We start from the raw sequence: 15,048 nt of genomic DNA, 5'->3' as shown, positions 1-15,048 counted from the left end.
CAGGGCTTGCAAAGTTTCCTTTGAAACCATGGACTTAGGCGTAACACACTCTGGTTATCAGGCCGCCGACATGCATGTCAATGGTTTATTAACAACTGTGAGTCGGGACGCTATCGATAAACTACGCGGCCGCTCTCCCCCAAATCCCCGTAGGTTGTTTCTTGATTGCCCTTCGTAATTTCGCGCTCCGCCGTGGTGAGCGCCTGCTGCTGTCCAACGTCGACCTGACCCTGCACGCGGGCTACCGCGTGGGCGTGGTGGGGCGTAATGGTGCGGGCAAGTCCAGCCTGTTCGCCGCCGTGCAGGGCGAGCTGGAAGCCGACAAGGGCGACCTCGATCTGCCCGGCAAGGTACGCATCGCCAGCGTGGCGCAGGAGACCCCGTCGCTGCCCGACCCTGCGCTGTCGTTCGTGCTGGGCGGCGATACCGAAGTCGCGGCGGTGCTGCAGGCCGAGGCCGATGCGACCGCGCGCGAGGACTGGGAGGCGGTCGCCAACGCGCACCAGAAGATGGCCGAACTCGGCGCGTACGACGCCGAGGCGCGTGCCGGCAAGCTGCTGCATGGCCTGGGCTTCCCGGCCGATACGCACCATCGCCCGGTGTCGTCGTTCTCCGGCGGCTGGCGCGTGCGCCTGAACCTGGCGCGCGCGCTGATGATGCCCAGCGACCTGCTGCTGCTCGACGAACCCACCAACCACCTCGACATGGACGCAGTGCTCTGGTTGGAGCAGTGGCTGCTGAAGTATCCCGGCACGCTGCTGCTGATCTCGCACGACCGCGAGTTCCTCGACAACGTCGCGACCCACACGCTCCACCTGCATGGCGGCGGAGCGAAGCTGTACACCGGCGGCTACACCGACTTCGAACGCCAGCGCGCGGAACAGCTGCGCCAGCAGCAGATCGCGCACGAGAAGGAACAGGCCGAGCGCGCGCACCTGCAGAGCTTCATCGACCGCTTCAAGGCCAAGGCCTCGAAGGCCGCACAGGCGCAGAGCCGCATGAAGCGGCTGGCCAAGCTGGCCGGCACCGAGGCGGTGCGCGCGGAGCGCGAGTTCCGCATCGAGTTCGCCGAACCGGCCAAGCTGCCGTTCTCGCTGATCCGCCTCAACCATGTCGAAGCCGGTTACGGCGGCGACGCCGTCATCCTCCATGATGTCGGCTTCGGCCTCGAAGCGGGCCAGCGCATCGGCCTGCTCGGTCCCAATGGCGCGGGCAAGACCACGCTGGTGAAGACCCTGGTCGGTGAGCTGCCGACGATGGCGGGCGACCGCATGGCGCACCCGGATCTGCGCATCGGCTACTTCGCGCAGCACACGGTGGAGTCGCTGCATGAAGGCCAGTCACCGATGGACCATTTCCGCGACATCTCGCCCGATGGCAGCAACCAGTCGTTCCGTGATTTCCTCGGTAAGTGGAATTTCCCCGGCGATCGCGCGTTCGAGCCGGTGGACGGATTCTCGGGCGGCGAGCGCGCGCGCCTGGCGTTGGCGCTGATCGCCTGGCAGCAGCCGAACGTGCTGCTGCTCGACGAACCCACCAACCACCTCGACCTGGAAATGCGCGAGGCACTGGCCGAAGCGCTGAGCGATTTCGACGGTGCCATCGTGATGGTGTCGCACGACCGCCATCTGATCGGCCTGGTGTGCGATACGTTCTGGCGTGTGGCCGATGGCGTGGTCGAGCCCTTCGATGGCGACCTGGACGAATACGCCGCCTGGTTGCGCACGCGCGCCTCGGCGCAGGGCAGCAAGCCGCTGCGCAGCGAACCCGCGCCTGCGCCCAAGCCGGCCCCTGCGCCCGCACGCAAGGTCAATCCGGTGAAACTGGCCGCCGCCGAAGCGAAGGTCGCCGAGCTGGAAGCCAAGCTGGCCGAGGTGGACGCCCAACTCGCGGATCCGAAGAGCTATGCGGACGCGGAGCTCGCCGCACGCCTGGGCCGTGATCGCGAAGCGTTGCAGCAGCAGCTGGCCAAGGCCGAGGAAGCCTGGTCCGCGCTGTACGACGACGCTTGATCCGGTCCGCCCTCACCCCCACACCACCTCTCGTCACGACGCCTTTTAACCGCCATGCCCATCTACGCCTTCGAATGCACCGAGTGCGGCCATAGTTTCGACCGCCTGCAGAAGCTGTCCGATCCCGATCCCGATACCTGTCCTTCCTGCGGCGCACCGTCGGTGAAACGGCAGCTGACAGCGCCGTCGTTCCGTCTGGCGGGCAGCGGCTGGTACGAGACCGACTTCAAGAAGGACGGTGACAAGAAGCGCAACCTCGCCGATGGCGGCGAAGGCGCGAAGCCGTCCAGCGAGTCCAAGCCCGCTGAGTCGGCGCCGGCGAAGACCGAGAGTGCACCTGCGAAGACCGAATCCAAACCGGCAGGATCGACCTCGGCATCCTCGTCCTGACGACGGCGGTGTAAGGTGCATCCCTTCGTGCCATGAGGGGATGCAATGACGAACGCCGGGTTTCTCGTACTGGCTGCGCTCTGCGCTACTGGCTGCCAGGCTGAAGCGCCTGAGTACGGCGCCTCGGAGGACTTCGGCAGGCCGCCACCACCGCTCCACTACATTGCAGAGCCCCACGCCCAGTTTCTCGCCAACCTGCGGCCTTTGTGCGGCAAGGCCTACGCCGGCCGCATCACGGCCAACCAACCTGCGTCGACCACTCCGGATCCTTTCGAGGGCAAGACGCTGGTCATGCACGTGCGTGGTTGCGACGACCCGACGCGCGAGATCCGCATTCCCTTCCATGTCGGCGACGATCGCTCGCGTACCTGGGTGCTGACGCGCACCGGTACCGGCGTGAGGCTGAAGCACGATCACCGCCACGAAGACGGCAGTCCGGATGCGGTGACGATGTATGGCGGCGACACGGCCGAGCCGGGTAGCACGCAGCGGCAGGCGTTCCCGGTGGACGTGGATTCGATCGCGATGTTCCAGCGCGAAGGCCTGGCAGCCTCGGTGACGAATACCTGGGCGATGGAGCTGGTGCCCGGCAAGACCTTCGTCTACGAATTGAGTCGGCCGAACGGCCGGTTGTTCCGGGTGGAATTCGACCTCACCACGCCGGTCGAACTGCCGCCGGCACCCTGGGGCGCCGGCGGTTGAGTCGGTAACGGCGGCTCAGCGCGGTCCGAAGCGGCCGCGGCAGCCGCGGTCCACCCACACCTGCGTACCGGTGTAACCCCAGCTGTACCCTTCACGGCAGCTGGTGTTCGAGATCTGCTGCAACAGAATCGGCCGGCCCTGGCGCGGGTCGTAGGCGCAGGTTTTGCGGCGGTTGTCTTCGCTGCTGCAGGTCACGGAGTAGTTGCTGGAACCGCCACCGCTGCCCACCCGCGGCGCGAACTCGGCGCGGCAGCCATTGCCGACGTACACCTGGCCCTGCTGTGACTGCCAGCTACGACCTTCGACGCAGGCGGCGCTCGACAACTGCCGGGTCAGGCGCGAATGGCCGCTCCACGGCGTGCGGCAGGTGCGGCCGCGGCCGTCGGTGCTTTCGCAGCGGATCGTTCCACCCGCGGCCACGCCTTGGGCGAACTCGCCGCGGCAGCCCTTCCACACGGTGATCAGGCCATCCTGGGAGCTCCAGGTCGCGCCTTCTTCGCAGCGGCTGTTGGAGAGCTGCCGCACCAGGCGCGACTGTCCACGCCACGGCGGCGTGCAGCGCTTGGCATCGCCGCTCTTGCTCTCGCACAGGATGGTGTTGCCGTTGGAAGGCGGATTCGGGTTCCACCCGCCGCTGTTGCCGCCGAGCGACTGCGCGATGTCCTGCTTGATCCGGCTGAAGGTCCAGTTGGATCGGTTGACCTGGTCGAGGTAGAAGCGGAGCTGGTCGTCCGGGATGCGGCGACCGCGGGATTGTTCCGAGTACTCCAGGCTGATCACGCGCGTCTGGTCCTGAACGGACAGTTGGCGCAGGTTCTCGGGCGCATAGGCCCGCGTACCGACCTGGGCGACGGCGCTGCCGGCCACCAGGGCCAGCAACAGTACGAGCACGGACTGCAACAACGGCTTCTTCATGGTGGCACCCTCCTAGGGAGGCGCCAGCATACGCCGGGGTCGTTAAGCCCGTGCAGGGGTGGGGCCGGCGGGCGGGGGACCGGGTAAACTACGCGGCTTGACCGGCCTGTCCCGGCCGCGGAATGTCCCGGCCCCGGTCCGAACCCAGTGGAGCCCCCATGCGTACCCATTTCTGCGGCCTCGTCGACGAGGCCATGATCGGCCAGACCGTGACCCTGTGCGGCTGGACCGACGTCGCCCGCAATCTCGGCGGTGTCTGCTTCATCGACCTGCGCGACCACGAAGGCATCGTGCAGGTGACGGTGGACCCCTCCAATGCAGAGGTGTTCAAGGTGGCCGCGTCGCTGGGCTACGAGGACGTGCTGCAGGTCGAAGGCATCGTGCGTGCGCGCGAGGCCGTCAATACCAAGATCCGCACCGGCAAGGTGGAAGTGATCGCCACCCGGATCACCGTCCTCAACAAGGCCGATCCGCTGCCGTTCCACCACCACGAGAACCCGGGCGAGGAGACGCGCCTGAAGTATCGCTACCTGGACCTGCGCAGCGCCGACATGCAGCGCAAGCAGCGCACCCGTATCAGGCTGGTGCAGGCGTTGCGCCGCTGGCTGGATGCGCGCGGCTTCCAGGACATCGAAACGCCCATCCTGACCAAGGCCACGCCGGAAGGCGCGCGCGACTTCCTGGTGCCGGCGCGCATGCACCCGGGCGAGTTCTATGCGCTGCCGCAGTCGCCGCAGCTGTTCAAGCAGATCCTGATGGTGGCCGGCTTCGACCGCTACTACCAGATCGCGCGCTGCTTCCGCGATGAAGCGCTGCGCGCCGACCGCCAGCTGGAGTTCACCCAGCTCGACATGGAATTCGCCTTCGTGCGCGAGCGCGACGTGCAGGACGCGGTGGAAGGCATGATCCGCGACATCTTCGCCGAGGTGATGGACGTGCAGCTGGACACCCAGTTCCCGCGCATGACCTGGGCCGAGGCGATGCGTCGCTACGGCTCGGACAAGCCGGACCTGCGCATCGCACTGGAACTGGTCGACGTGGCCGAGCTGGTGAAGTCCAGCGAGTTCGCGGTGTTCACCGCCGCCGCCAACGATCCGGACGGCCGCGTGGCCGCGCTGCGCATCCCGGGCGGCGCGTCGCTCAGCCGCAAGCAGATCGACGAGTACGCCGCGCATGCCGCCAAGTACGGCGCCAAGGGCCTGGCCTACATCAAGATCGATGAGGCTGGCGCGGTCAGCTCGCCGATCCAGAAGTTCTTCGCGGAAGACGCCTTCGCGGCGCTGGTGAAGCATGTCGGCGCCGGCAACGGCGACATCGTGTTCTTCGGCGCGGGCGGCTACAACAAGGTCAGCGACTTCATGGGCGCGCTGCGCCTGAAGGCCGGCAAGGACTTCGGCCTGATCCAGGACGGCTGGAAGCCCCTGTGGGTCACCGACTTCCCGATGTTCGAATGGGACGAGGAAGCGCAGCGCTACGTCGCGCTCCACCATCCCTTCACCGCGCCCGCGGTTGACGACATCGACGACCTGCGTGCGAACGCGAAGACGGCGGTATCGCGCGGTTACGACATGGTGCTGAACGGCAACGAGATCGGTGGTGGTTCGATCCGTATCCACCGCCCCGACATGCAGAGCGCGGTGTTCGAGCTGCTCGGCATCGGTGCGGAAGAGGCGGAAGCCAAGTTCGGCTTCCTGCTGGACGCGTTGCGCTTCGGCGCGCCGCCGCATGGCGGCATCGCGTTCGGCATCGACCGTATCGCGGCGCTGATGGCGGGCACGGAGTCGATCCGCGACGTCATCCCGTTCCCCAAGACCACCAGTGCGCAGTGCCTGATGACCGGCGCGCCGTCGCCGATCCCGGACGAGCAGCTGGCCGAAGTGCACATCCAAGTTCGTCCGAAGAAAGACTGAGAGAGAAACACGCAATGACGGAATACGCTTTTTCGCTGGAGTGGGAACGCCTGGGCAATGAAGGCGCCGATGCGGGCCTGGTGACGGAACGCGCGCGCGTGTTCGGCGGCTGGCTGGTGCGCGTCGGCACGTCGCCGGCGGCGATGGCGGTGACCTTCCTGCCGGACGGCCAAGGCCGCTGGGACGGCGAGGACTTCGGCGAAGACGATTACGAAGAAGAAGACGAAGACGAAGAAGAGTACGAAGAGGAAGAAGACGAGGACGCCGACGAGGAAGACGAGGCGGACGAAGAGGAAGAGGAAGAAGAGGACGCGTAAGCGTGCAGATCCGTCGCGCCACCGTCGATGACGCCACGGTCCTCTCGGACCTGGCGTCGCGTACGTTCACGGAAACTTTCGGGCATCTGTATCCGGCGGAAGATCTTTCGGCGTTCCTCGCCGACGCCTACGACGTCGACAAGCAACGGATCATCCTGTCGCACCCGGATTACGCGGTGTGGTTGCTCGAAGCCGATGGCGTGGCCGTGGGCCATGCAGCCGCCGGGCCATGCGGGTTGCCGCATGCGGACGTGATGAAGGGCGATGGCGAGCTGAAGCGGTTGTACGTGCTGGCGTCGCACCAGAACGGTGGGTGGGGCGGGAAGCTGTTCGCCGAGGTGGAGCGGTGGTTGTTGAAGGACGGGCCGCGGACGCTGTGGATCGGGGTGTGGTCGGAGAACTTCGGTGCGCAGCGGTTCTATGAGCGGCAGGGGTTCGTGCGGGTGGGGGGATACAAGTTCGCGGTGGGGAAGACGTTGGATGATGAGTTCATCCTGCGGCGGGCTGCTTCCGTCTAGTTCAATGCGTGTTCCGCTCGCCCTTCGGGCCAGCGGGTAACTTTTCTTTGTAAGCGCAAAGAAAAGTCACCAAAAGAAAGCGCTTTTCCCGACGAAGCAATCCCATCGTTTCGACGCTATCGGGATTTTCCGACTCGCCTTCCTGGCGAGGCGGAAAACGGCGGACATCCTTGTCCGCCGCCCTTCGGGTCTGGTGGGCTCGCTGGCGCGTCGCTAGGGAGGCGCAAGAAAAGCAAACGGCCGCGTAGCGGCCGTTGCTGTTTTCGGTGTTTCGCTTACTTCTGAAGGAAGGTCAGCAGGTCCTGGTTGACGCGATCCTTGTGCGTGTCCGTCAGGCCGTGCGGTGCGCCGGGGTAGACGATCAGTTGGGCGCCCTTGATCAGCTTGGCCGAGGCCTTGCCGGAGGCGTCGAGGGGGACGATCTGGTCGTCGTCGCCGTGGATCACCAGGGTGGGGATGTCGAACTTCTTCAGATCTTCGCGGAAGTCGGTGGCCGAGAACGCGGCGATCGAGTCGTAGGTGTTCTTGTGGCCGGCCTGCATGCCCTGCGCCCACCAGCTGTCGATCAGGCCCTGCGAGGGTTTCGCGCCGGGGCGGTTGAAGCCGTAGAACGGGCCCGAGGCGATGTCCTTGTAGAGCTGCGCGCGGTTGTCCAGCGAGCCTTTGCGCAGACCATCGAAGACCTCGATCGGCAGGCCCCCCGGGTTGTCTGCGGTCTTCAACATCAGCGGCGGCACGGCGCTGATCAGCACGGCCTTTTTGACGCGGCTGGTGCCGTGGCGGCCGATGTAGCGCGCCACTTCGCCGCCGCCGGTGGAGAAGCCGACCAGGGTCACGTCCTTCAGGTCCAGCGTGTTGATCACCGTGGCCAGGTCGTCGGCGTAGTGGTCCATGTCGTTGCCGTCCCACGGCTGGCTCGAACGACCGTGGCCGCGGCGGTCGTGGGCGACCACGCGGTAGCCCTTCGACGCCAGGAAGATCATCTGCGATTCCCAGCTGTCCGAGGACAGCGGCCAGCCGTGGCTGAAGGTGACGACCGGGCCGTCCTTCGGGCCCCAGTCCTTGTAGTACAGCTGCACGCCGTCGGCGGTGGTGAGGGTACTGGCGGTGCGTTCGACGGCGACCGGGGCGGTGGTGGGCGCGGGTTGCGCGGCGAAGCTGGCCTGGGTGGCGACGGCCAGCAGCGTGGCGGCGATCGTGCGGGTGAAGACGTTCATGGGTGCGGTTCCTGCGAAGGGTGGTGGGTCAGGAAGGAGGATCAGTCGGCCAGCACCAGCGTCACGTCGATGTTGCCGCGCGTGGCGTTGGAGTACGGGCAGACGATGTGGGCGGCATCGACCAGGGCCTGCAGCTGTTCGCGTTCGATGCCCGGGGCGGCGATGGTCAGTTCGGCCTGGATGCCGAAACCGGTGGGGATCTGGCCGATGCCGACCTTGCCGGTGACCGTGGTGGAGGCGGGCAGAGCGACCTTCTGCTTGCCGGCGACGAACTTCAGCGCGCCCAGGAAGCAGGCCGACCAGCCCGCCGCGAACAACTGCTCCGGGTTGGTGCCGTCGCCGCCGGCGCCGCCCAGCTCGCGCGGGGTGGACAACTTGACGGCCAGCACGCCGTCGGACGAGGTGGCCTGGCCTTCGCGGCCGCCGGTGGCGGTGGCGGTGGCGGTATAGAGGATCTTTTCGATGGACATGGCGGTACTCCTGGGAAGGTGGGTGGTCCGGGGCGGGTGGCCGTCCGGTGAGGTGTACTTTGCGCCCCCGGCCGGGACTGATGGTGATGTAGAATCCTGAAAACTTGATCGGGAGTACTTCCATGGTCGACCGGCTTGCGGTCCTGCTGGAGCGGTTCTCGGTGTCGGCGGAGGTCTTCCACGCCGGTGCGCTGTGCGGCATCAACACGCTGGAGGCGGAGCCCGGCGTCGGCCAGCTGCACCTCATCCAGCGCGGGCCGCTGGAGGTGTTCCATGGCGCTACCTCGCTGCGCATCGATGCGCCCAGCCTGCTGCTCTATCCACGCGCGATGACGCACCGCTTCGTCAGCGATGCGACGCGCGGGGCCGAGATGGCCTGCGCCAACGTGCGGTTCGAAGGCGGCGCGCAAAATCCGATCAGCGCCGCGCTGCCCGACGTGGTCTGTCTGCCGCTGGAAAACCTGCATGGGGCGCAGGACGTGCTGCCGCTGCTGTTCGAAGAGGCCTTCACCCAGCGCTGCGGACGCACGGCGCTGGTCAACCGGCTGTTCGAAGTCGTGATGATCCAGGTGCTGCGCCAGCTGATGGAGACCGGCGAAGTGAAGGGCGGCATGCTGGCCGGTCTTTCGCACCCACGCCTGCGCAACGCGATCGTGGCGATGCACGAGGCGCCGGCGAAGGAGTGGACCCTGGACGAGCTGGCACGCGTGGCCGGGATGTCGCGCAGCGTATTCGCCACCCAGTTCCGCGAAGCGCTCGGCACGACGCCGGGCCAGTACCTGCAGGGCTGGCGCGTGGGCCTGGCGCAGCAGGCGCTGCGCCACGGCAAGCCGTTGAAGGTGGTGGCCGCCGATGTGGGCTATGGCAGCGAAGCGGCGCTGTCGCGCGCCTTCAAGGCGCACAGCGGGTTGTCGCCGCGCGCCTGGAAGCAACAGGCCGCCGCGCATTGAGCCGCGCTGGCATGCCGCCATCCCTTCGACGACACTCCTGCGCATGACGGACAGACAAGATTCGGCACCGCGCGTGGTGCTGGTGCACGGCATCTGGAATGCGAAGTCCTGGCTGACGCCGCTCGCGCGGCGCTTGCGGCATGAAGGCTTCGAGGTGGAGGTATTCGGTTACCCGAGCATTCTCGGCGGGCCGGAACCCGCCATTGCAGCATTGATCCGGCGTCTGCAAGGCGGCCCACCGACCCACCTGGTCGGCCACAGCCTCGGCGGATTGATCGGGCTGGAGGCGTTGCGACGCGCGCCCGACCTGCCGGTGCAGCGCATGGTCTGCCTCGGCTCGCCCCTGCTTGGCAGCGACACCGCGCGCAGCCTCGGCCGCCACGCGTGGACGGCACCGATCCTGGGTCGCAGCAGCACCCTGCTGCAGGCCGGCTGCCCGCCCTGGCAGGGCGCGGTCCCGGTGGGCATGGTGGCGGGCGACATCGCGCGTGGCATCGGCCGGCTGCTCACCCGCTTCGACGGAGCATCCGATGGCACCGTGGGCCTGGACGAAACCCGGCTACCGGGATTGGCGGCGCACTGCGTGGTGCCGGCCAGCCATACCGGGCTGGTGTTCTCGGCCGATGCGGCCCGCCAGGCAGCGCATTTCCTGCGCGAAGGGCGCTTCACGGACGCATGACCGGGGCCCGCATGGGGACGCGTATAATCCGCGCCCTTGTCTGAGCACTCCGGAAGTCACCATGGGCAGAGGCCCGTCCATCGAAGCCCGCAAGAACGCCACCGACGCCAAGCGCGGCAAGATCTTCACCAAGATCATCCGCGAGATCGGCGTGGCGGCCCGTGCCGGCGGTGGCGACCCCGCCAACAACCCGCGCCTGCGGGTGGCGGTGGACAAGGGGTTGGCGGCAAACATGTCCAAGGACGTGATCGAGCGCGCCATCAAGAAGGCGACCGGCGAACTCGAAGGCGTGGTCTACGAAGAGATCCGCTACGAAGGCTACGCCCCCGGCGGCGTTGCGGTGATCGTCGACTGCCTGACCGACAACCGCGTGCGCACCGTGGCCGAAGTGCGCCATGCCTTCGGCAAGCACGGCGGCAACATGGGCACCGAAGGCTCGGTGGCCTTCATGTTCAAGCGTCTCGGGGTGTTGAGCTATGCGCCGGGGGCCGATGAAGAGAAGATCACCGAGGCGGCCATCGAGGCGGGCGCCGACGACATCGTGGTCTATCCCGACGACGGTTCGATCGACGTGGTCACCACGCCGGAAGCCTTCCAGGCAGTGAAGGATGCGATGACGGCCGCCGGCCTGGCGCCCGGCCACGCCGAGATCACCTTCCGTGCCGACAACGACATCAGCGTGGAAGGCGAGACGGCCCTGCAGGTCAAGAAGCTGCTGGACATGCTGGAAGACCTGGACGACGTGCAGGACGTCTATTCCAACGCCGACTTGGGCGCAGACGCGTACGCGTAAGCCGACCCCGTGACCCGCATCCTCGGCATCGACCCCGGTTCCCAGCGCACCGGCATCGGCATCATCGATGTCGATGCGACGGGCAAGGTGAGCCATGTCCACCATGCGCCGCTGGTGCTGCTGGGCGCGGAGGATTTCCCGCAGCGCCTGCGCGTGCTGCTGGACGGCCTGACCGCCATCATCACCACCTGGCAGCCGGACGAAGTCGCCATCGAGAAGGTGTTCATGGCGCGCAATCCCGATTCGGCCCTCAAGCTGGGACAGGCCCGCGGCGCTGCCATCAGCGCGGTGGTGCTGCGCGACCTGCCCGTGCACGAATACGCGGCCAAGGAAGTGAAGCTGGCCGTCGTCGGCCGCGGCAGTGCTGAAAAGGACCAGATCCAGCACATGGTCGGCATCATGCTCAACCTACACGGCAAGCTGCAGGCCGATGCCGCCGACGCGCTGGCCGTCGCCATTACCCATGCACACGTGCGCGCCACTGCCAAGCGGCTGGGCGTGAGTTCGAAACTGGCTTGGAGCAGGAAATGATCGGACGTCTTCGCGGCATCCTGGCGTACAAGTCGCCCCCGTGGCTGGTGATCGACGTGGGCGGCGTGGGCTACGAGCTGGAAGCGCCGATGAGCACGCACTACGACCTGCCCGATGTAGGTCGCGAAGTGCTGTTGTTCACCCACTACGCGCAGAAGGAAGACAGCGTGTCGCTGTACGGCTTCCTGCGCGAGGGCGAGCGCCGGCTGTTCCGCGACGTGCAGAAGGTCAGTGGCATCGGCGCGAAGATCGCACTGGCCGTGTTGTCCGGTGCCAGCGTCGACGAGTTCGCGCGCATGGTGCAGGCCGGCGACATCACCGCGCTGACGCGCATCCCGGGCATCGGCAAGAAGACTGCCGAACGCATGGTGGTGGAGTTGCGTGATCGTGCCGCGGACCTGATGGGCACCGGCGTGGGCGGCATCAGCGCCTTGCCGGCCGATCCGCAGTCCGAGGCGACCATCGCCCTGCAGCAGTTGGGTTACAAGCCGGCCGAGGCGACCCGCATGGCGCGCGATGCGACCGCGCCCGGCGACGATGCCGCCACGATCATCCGCAAGGCGTTGCAGTCGGCCCTGCGCTGACCGCGGCTCTAGAGCACCCCTTCACTTTCGCAGCGCTACCCTTCCGGCCGCCATGTCCACCCCCACATCTCCGCACGACGCCGGGCATCACGGCCATTCGAAGGCCGGCAAGGTCGCCCTGGTGGCCGGCGCCGTCGGTGTCGTCTTCGGCGACATCGGCACCAGCCCGCTGTACACCATCAAGGAGATGTTCCACCCGCACTTCGGCCTGACGCCGGATCCGGACACGGTGCGGGGCCTGCTGTCGCTGGGTTTCTGGTCGCTGCTGCTGGTGGTCACGCTGAAGTACGTCATCGTGATCATGCGCGCCGATAACGACGGCGAGGGCGGTATCATGGCGTTGACCGCGCTGGCGCAGCGCAGCCTGGCCAAGGGCTCGCGGCTGAGCTACACCGTGGGCATCCTCGGCATCTTCGGCGCGGCGCTGTTCTTCGGCGACGGCATGATCACGCCGCCCATCACCGTATTGGGCGCGGTCGAAGGTCTTGAAGTGGTCTCGCCCGTGTTCAAGCAGTGGGTGGTGCCGATCAGCCTTGTGATCCTGACCGGCCTGTTCGCCGCGCAACGCTTCGGCACGGCGAAGGTGGGCAAGGCGTTCGGACCGGTGATGATCACCTGGTTCATCGTGCTGGCTGCGTTCGGCGTCTACAACATCGCCCAGAATCCCTCGGTACTGGCTGCGTTGAATCCGTACTGGGCCTGGAACTTCTTCGTCACCCACGACTGGCATGCCGTGCTGATCCTCGGCGCGGTGGTGCTGACGGTGACCGGTGGCGAAGCGCTGTACGCGGACATGGGCCACTTCGGCAAACAGCCGATCCGCTGGGGCTGGTTCGGCTTCGTGCTGCCGGCGCTGGTGCTGAACTATTACGGCCAGGGCGCGGTGCTGCTACGCCACCCCGAGGCGGTGGCGAATCCGTTCTACATGTCGATCCCGGACTGGGCGCAGATCCCGATGCTGGTGCTGGCGACCACCGCGGCGGCCGTCGCCTCGCAGGCCGTCATCACCGGTGCGTTCTCGGTCACCCGCCAGGCGATCCAGTTGGGTTACCTGCCACGGCTGGCCATCAAGTACACCTCGAAGGACACGATCGGCCAGATCTACGTGCCCTCGATCAACATGATGCTGTACCTGGCGGTGATCGTGCTGGTGCTGAGCTTCCAGAGCTCGGGCGCGCTGGCGACGGCCTATGGCCTGTCGGTCACCGGCACCATGCTGATCGACACCCTGCTGCTGGCGATCGTGGCGTACACGCGCTGGCCGGATTCGCGTCGCTGGGTGCTGCCGTTGTGCGGCGTCTTCCTGGTGATCGACCTGGCGTTCCTGTTCGCCAACGGCGCCAAGCTGGTCACCGGCATCGGTGCCTGGGTGCCGCTGTTCATCGGCATCACCGCCTTCACCATGATGCGCACCTGGCGCCGCGGCCGCGAGCTGCTGCATGGCGAAGTGCAGAAGGAAGGCATTCGCCTCGACACCTTCCTGCCGGGCCTGATGCTGGCACCGCCGGTACGCGTGCCGGGCACGGCGATCTTCCTCACCGCCGACAAGGGCGTGGTGCCGCACGCGCTGCTGCACAATCTGAAGCACAACAAGGTGCTGCACGAGCGCAACGTGTTCCTGACGGTGGAAACGCTGACCGTGCCGTACGCACCGAAGAAGAAGCGCCTGAAGATCGAGCCGATCGGGGACGATTTCTATCGCGTGGTGATCAGCTATGGCTTCGCCGAGACGCCGGACGTGCCGCAGGCGCTGATGGGTTCCTGCGACCAGGGCGGCGTCTACTTCGACCCCATGGAAACCACGTACTTCGCTAGCCGCGAAACCGTGGTGGCGAGCCGCCAGGGCGGCATGCCGATCTGGCGCGACAAGCTGTTCGCGGCCATGCACCGCAATGCGGCGCCGGCGACCGGTTTCTTCCGCATCCCGGGCAACCGCCTGGTCGAGTTGGGCGCGCAAGTCGAAATCTGACGGGACGAATGGGCGGCGGTTTCGTCCATAATCCCGTCATGACCGCCGACCGCATCATCGATTCCTCCGCCACTCGCGAAGACGACGCCATCGAGGCCAGCATCCGGCCCAAGCGGCTGGACGAGTACCTCGGCCAGAAGCCGGTGCGCGAACAGCTGGACATCTACATCCAGGCGGCGAAAGGACGCGGCGAGGCGCTGGACCACGTGCTGATCTTCGGGCCGCCCGGCCTCGGCAAGACCACGCTGAGCCACGTGATCGCCAACGAGCTGGGCGTGAACCTGCGCGTGACCTCGGGTCCGGTGATCGAGAAGGCCGGCGACCTGGCGGCGCTGCTGACCAACCTGCAGCCGCACGATGTGCTGTTCGTCGACGAGATCCATCGCCTCTCGCCCGTCGTCGAGGAAGTGCTGTATCCGGCGATGGAGGATTTCCAGATCGACATCATGATCGGCGAGGGGCCTGCGGCCCGGTCGATCAAACTCGACCTGCCGCCGTTCACCCTGATCGGCGCCACCACCCGTGCTGGTCTTCTGACCGCGCCGCTGCGGGACCGCTTCGGCATCGTGCAGCGACTGGAGTTCTACACGCCGGAAGAACTCACCCGCATCGTGCAGCGTTCCGCGCGCATCCTCGGCATGGACTGCGAGCCCGACGGTGCGGCCGAAATCGCACGCCGTGCACGCGGCACCCCGCGCATCGCCAACCGCCTGCTGCGCCGCGTGCGCGACTATGCGCAGGTCAAGGCCAACGGCCACATCGACGTGGACGTCGCCCGTGCCGCGATGCAGATGCTGAAGGTCGATCCGGAAGGCTTCGACGAGCTCGACCGTCGCATGCTCCGCACCATCATCGACAGTTTCGATGGCGGACCGGTGGGCGTGGAATCGCTCGCTGCCGCGCTCAGCGAAGAGCGTGGCACGCTGGAGGACGTCATCGAGCCCTATCTGATCCAGCAGGGCTTCCTGATCCGCACGGCACGCGGTCGCATGGCCACGCGCAAGGCCTACCTGCACCTGGGGCTGACGCCGAAGGGCCGAGTGCCGGAGTCCGGCGAGTCCAGCGGCGAACTCTTCTGATCCACTGGTCGT

General features: G+C 66.9%; 16 protein-coding genes. 13 read left to right on the top strand and 3 right to left on the bottom strand.

Going from position 1 to position 15,048, the window contains the following annotated elements; all coding sequences use genetic code 11:
* Positions 1–161 precede the first annotated feature (161 nt).
* The 3 genes from BM365_RS06615 to BM365_RS06605 are packed head-to-tail and all read left to right on the top strand — an operon-like array spanning position 162 to position 3,104.
* Positions 162–2,012: an ABC-F family ATP-binding cassette domain-containing protein gene (locus tag BM365_RS06615; RefSeq protein ID WP_093487662.1), complete on the top strand. Its 1,851-nt coding sequence runs from the start codon at positions 162–164 to the stop codon at positions 2,010–2,012.
* 54 nt (positions 2,013–2,066) lie between these two features.
* Positions 2,067–2,402, top strand: coding sequence for an FmdB family zinc ribbon protein (locus BM365_RS06610; RefSeq protein ID WP_093487660.1), 336 nt, complete (start codon positions 2,067–2,069; stop codon positions 2,400–2,402).
* A gap of 45 nt (positions 2,403–2,447) precedes the next feature.
* Positions 2,448–3,104, top strand: coding sequence for a hypothetical protein (locus BM365_RS06605; protein WP_175502045.1), 657 nt, complete (start codon positions 2,448–2,450; stop codon positions 3,102–3,104).
* Between the two features lie 15 nt (positions 3,105–3,119).
* Here BM365_RS06605 and BM365_RS06600 read toward each other — a convergent pair whose 3' ends face one another.
* Positions 3,120–4,019, bottom strand: a complete 900-nt coding sequence (locus BM365_RS06600; RefSeq protein WP_093487658.1) for a DUF3011 domain-containing protein — start codon at positions 4,017–4,019, stop codon at positions 3,120–3,122.
* 158 nt (positions 4,020–4,177) lie between these two features.
* On the opposite strand from BM365_RS06600, the gene aspS reads away from it, so the two are divergent.
* From aspS to BM365_RS06585, 3 genes are read left to right on the top strand one after another with little or no spacing between them, the layout of a single operon-like run.
* Positions 4,178–5,929, top strand: a complete 1,752-nt coding sequence (gene aspS, locus BM365_RS06595) for an aspartate--tRNA ligase (RefSeq protein WP_093487656.1) — start codon at positions 4,178–4,180, stop codon at positions 5,927–5,929.
* A gap of 14 nt (positions 5,930–5,943) precedes the next feature.
* Positions 5,944–6,246 carry a DNA primase gene (locus tag BM365_RS17970; protein ID WP_093487654.1) on the top strand — a complete coding sequence of 101 codons (303 nt, stop codon included), beginning with the start codon at positions 5,944–5,946 and terminating at the stop codon, positions 6,244–6,246.
* Positions 6,247–6,248: 2 nt separating this feature from the next.
* Positions 6,249–6,764 (top strand): GNAT family N-acetyltransferase, encoded by a 516-nt coding sequence (locus BM365_RS06585; RefSeq protein ID WP_093487652.1) that lies wholly within the window; start codon positions 6,249–6,251, stop codon positions 6,762–6,764.
* A 275-nt stretch (positions 6,765–7,039) separates the two neighbouring features.
* Here BM365_RS06585 and BM365_RS06580 read toward each other — a convergent pair whose 3' ends face one another.
* Together BM365_RS06580 and BM365_RS06575 are read right to left on the bottom strand one after the other, a co-directional pair.
* Entirely contained in the window at positions 7,040–7,981 is a 942-nt protein-coding gene (locus tag BM365_RS06580) for an alpha/beta fold hydrolase (protein WP_093487650.1), read from the bottom strand.
* A 41-nt stretch (positions 7,982–8,022) separates the two neighbouring features.
* Positions 8,023–8,451, bottom strand: coding sequence for an organic hydroperoxide resistance protein (locus BM365_RS06575; RefSeq protein ID WP_056879650.1), 429 nt, complete (start codon positions 8,449–8,451; stop codon positions 8,023–8,025).
* A 122-nt stretch (positions 8,452–8,573) separates the two neighbouring features.
* Between BM365_RS06575 and BM365_RS06570 the strand changes: the two genes are divergently transcribed.
* The 7 genes from BM365_RS06570 to ruvB all read left to right on the top strand — a co-directional run bounded on the left by BM365_RS06570 (position 8,574) and on the right by ruvB (position 15,036).
* Positions 8,574–9,401: an AraC family transcriptional regulator gene (locus BM365_RS06570; RefSeq protein ID WP_093487648.1), complete on the top strand. Its 828-nt coding sequence runs from the start codon at positions 8,574–8,576 to the stop codon at positions 9,399–9,401.
* A 43-nt stretch (positions 9,402–9,444) separates the two neighbouring features.
* Complete coding sequence (locus tag BM365_RS06565) at positions 9,445–10,080, top strand: esterase/lipase family protein (RefSeq protein WP_093487646.1); 636 nt, start codon at positions 9,445–9,447, stop codon at positions 10,078–10,080.
* Positions 10,081–10,141: 61 nt separating this feature from the next.
* Positions 10,142–10,873 carry a YebC/PmpR family DNA-binding transcriptional regulator gene (locus BM365_RS06560; RefSeq protein WP_093487644.1) on the top strand — a complete coding sequence of 244 codons (732 nt, stop codon included), beginning with the start codon at positions 10,142–10,144 and terminating at the stop codon, positions 10,871–10,873.
* Positions 10,874–10,882: 9 nt separating this feature from the next.
* Complete coding sequence (gene ruvC / locus BM365_RS06555) at positions 10,883–11,404, top strand: crossover junction endodeoxyribonuclease RuvC (protein WP_093487642.1); 522 nt, start codon at positions 10,883–10,885, stop codon at positions 11,402–11,404.
* Complete coding sequence (gene ruvA / locus BM365_RS06550) at positions 11,401–11,988, top strand: Holliday junction branch migration protein RuvA (protein WP_093487640.1); 588 nt, start codon at positions 11,401–11,403, stop codon at positions 11,986–11,988. Before ruvC ends, ruvA begins: the two co-directional genes overlap by 4 nt.
* 52 nt (positions 11,989–12,040) lie before the next feature.
* Positions 12,041–13,957: a potassium transporter Kup gene (locus tag BM365_RS06545; RefSeq protein WP_093487638.1), complete on the top strand. Its 1,917-nt coding sequence runs from the start codon at positions 12,041–12,043 to the stop codon at positions 13,955–13,957.
* A gap of 38 nt (positions 13,958–13,995) precedes the next feature.
* The gene (gene ruvB / locus BM365_RS06540; RefSeq protein WP_093487636.1) at positions 13,996–15,036 is read left to right on the top strand and encodes a Holliday junction branch migration DNA helicase RuvB; all 1,041 of its coding nucleotides are present in this window, start codon (positions 13,996–13,998) and stop codon (positions 15,034–15,036) included.
* Positions 15,037–15,048: the final 12 nt, after the last annotated feature.

This window comes from Pseudoxanthomonas sp. YR558 (genome assembly GCF_900116385.1).
Taxonomy (GTDB): Bacteria; Pseudomonadota; Gammaproteobacteria; order Xanthomonadales; family Xanthomonadaceae; genus Pseudoxanthomonas_A.
Note: the sequence above shows the minus strand (reverse complement) of the source record. Positions and strands in the feature narration are given on the sequence as shown.

Bases quoted from the DNA above. Each gene is read 5' to 3' on its own strand.
- BM365_RS06610 (WP_093487660.1), top strand. From the start codon at position 2,067: ATGCCCATCTACGCCTTCGAATGCACCGAGTGCGGCCATAGTTTCGAC.
- BM365_RS06605 (WP_175502045.1), top strand. From the start codon at position 2,448: ATGACGAACGCCGGGTTTCTCGTACTGGCTGCGCTCTGCGCTACTGGC.
- BM365_RS06600 (WP_093487658.1), bottom strand. From the start codon at position 4,019: ATGAAGAAGCCGTTGTTGCAGTCCGTGCTCGTACTGTTGCTGGCCCTG.
- aspS (WP_093487656.1), top strand. From the start codon at position 4,178: ATGCGTACCCATTTCTGCGGCCTCGTCGACGAGGCCATGATCGGCCAG.
- BM365_RS17970 (WP_093487654.1), top strand. From the start codon at position 5,944: ATGACGGAATACGCTTTTTCGCTGGAGTGGGAACGCCTGGGCAATGAA.
- BM365_RS06580 (WP_093487650.1), bottom strand. From the start codon at position 7,981: ATGAACGTCTTCACCCGCACGATCGCCGCCACGCTGCTGGCCGTCGCC.
- BM365_RS06575 (WP_056879650.1), bottom strand. From the start codon at position 8,451: ATGTCCATCGAAAAGATCCTCTATACCGCCACCGCCACCGCCACCGGC.
- BM365_RS06570 (WP_093487648.1), top strand. From the start codon at position 8,574: ATGGTCGACCGGCTTGCGGTCCTGCTGGAGCGGTTCTCGGTGTCGGCG.
- BM365_RS06565 (WP_093487646.1), top strand. From the start codon at position 9,445: ATGACGGACAGACAAGATTCGGCACCGCGCGTGGTGCTGGTGCACGGC.
- BM365_RS06560 (WP_093487644.1), top strand. From the start codon at position 10,142: ATGGGCAGAGGCCCGTCCATCGAAGCCCGCAAGAACGCCACCGACGCC.
- ruvA (WP_093487640.1), top strand. From the start codon at position 11,401: ATGATCGGACGTCTTCGCGGCATCCTGGCGTACAAGTCGCCCCCGTGG.
- BM365_RS06545 (WP_093487638.1), top strand. From the start codon at position 12,041: ATGTCCACCCCCACATCTCCGCACGACGCCGGGCATCACGGCCATTCG.
- ruvB (WP_093487636.1), top strand. From the start codon at position 13,996: ATGACCGCCGACCGCATCATCGATTCCTCCGCCACTCGCGAAGACGAC.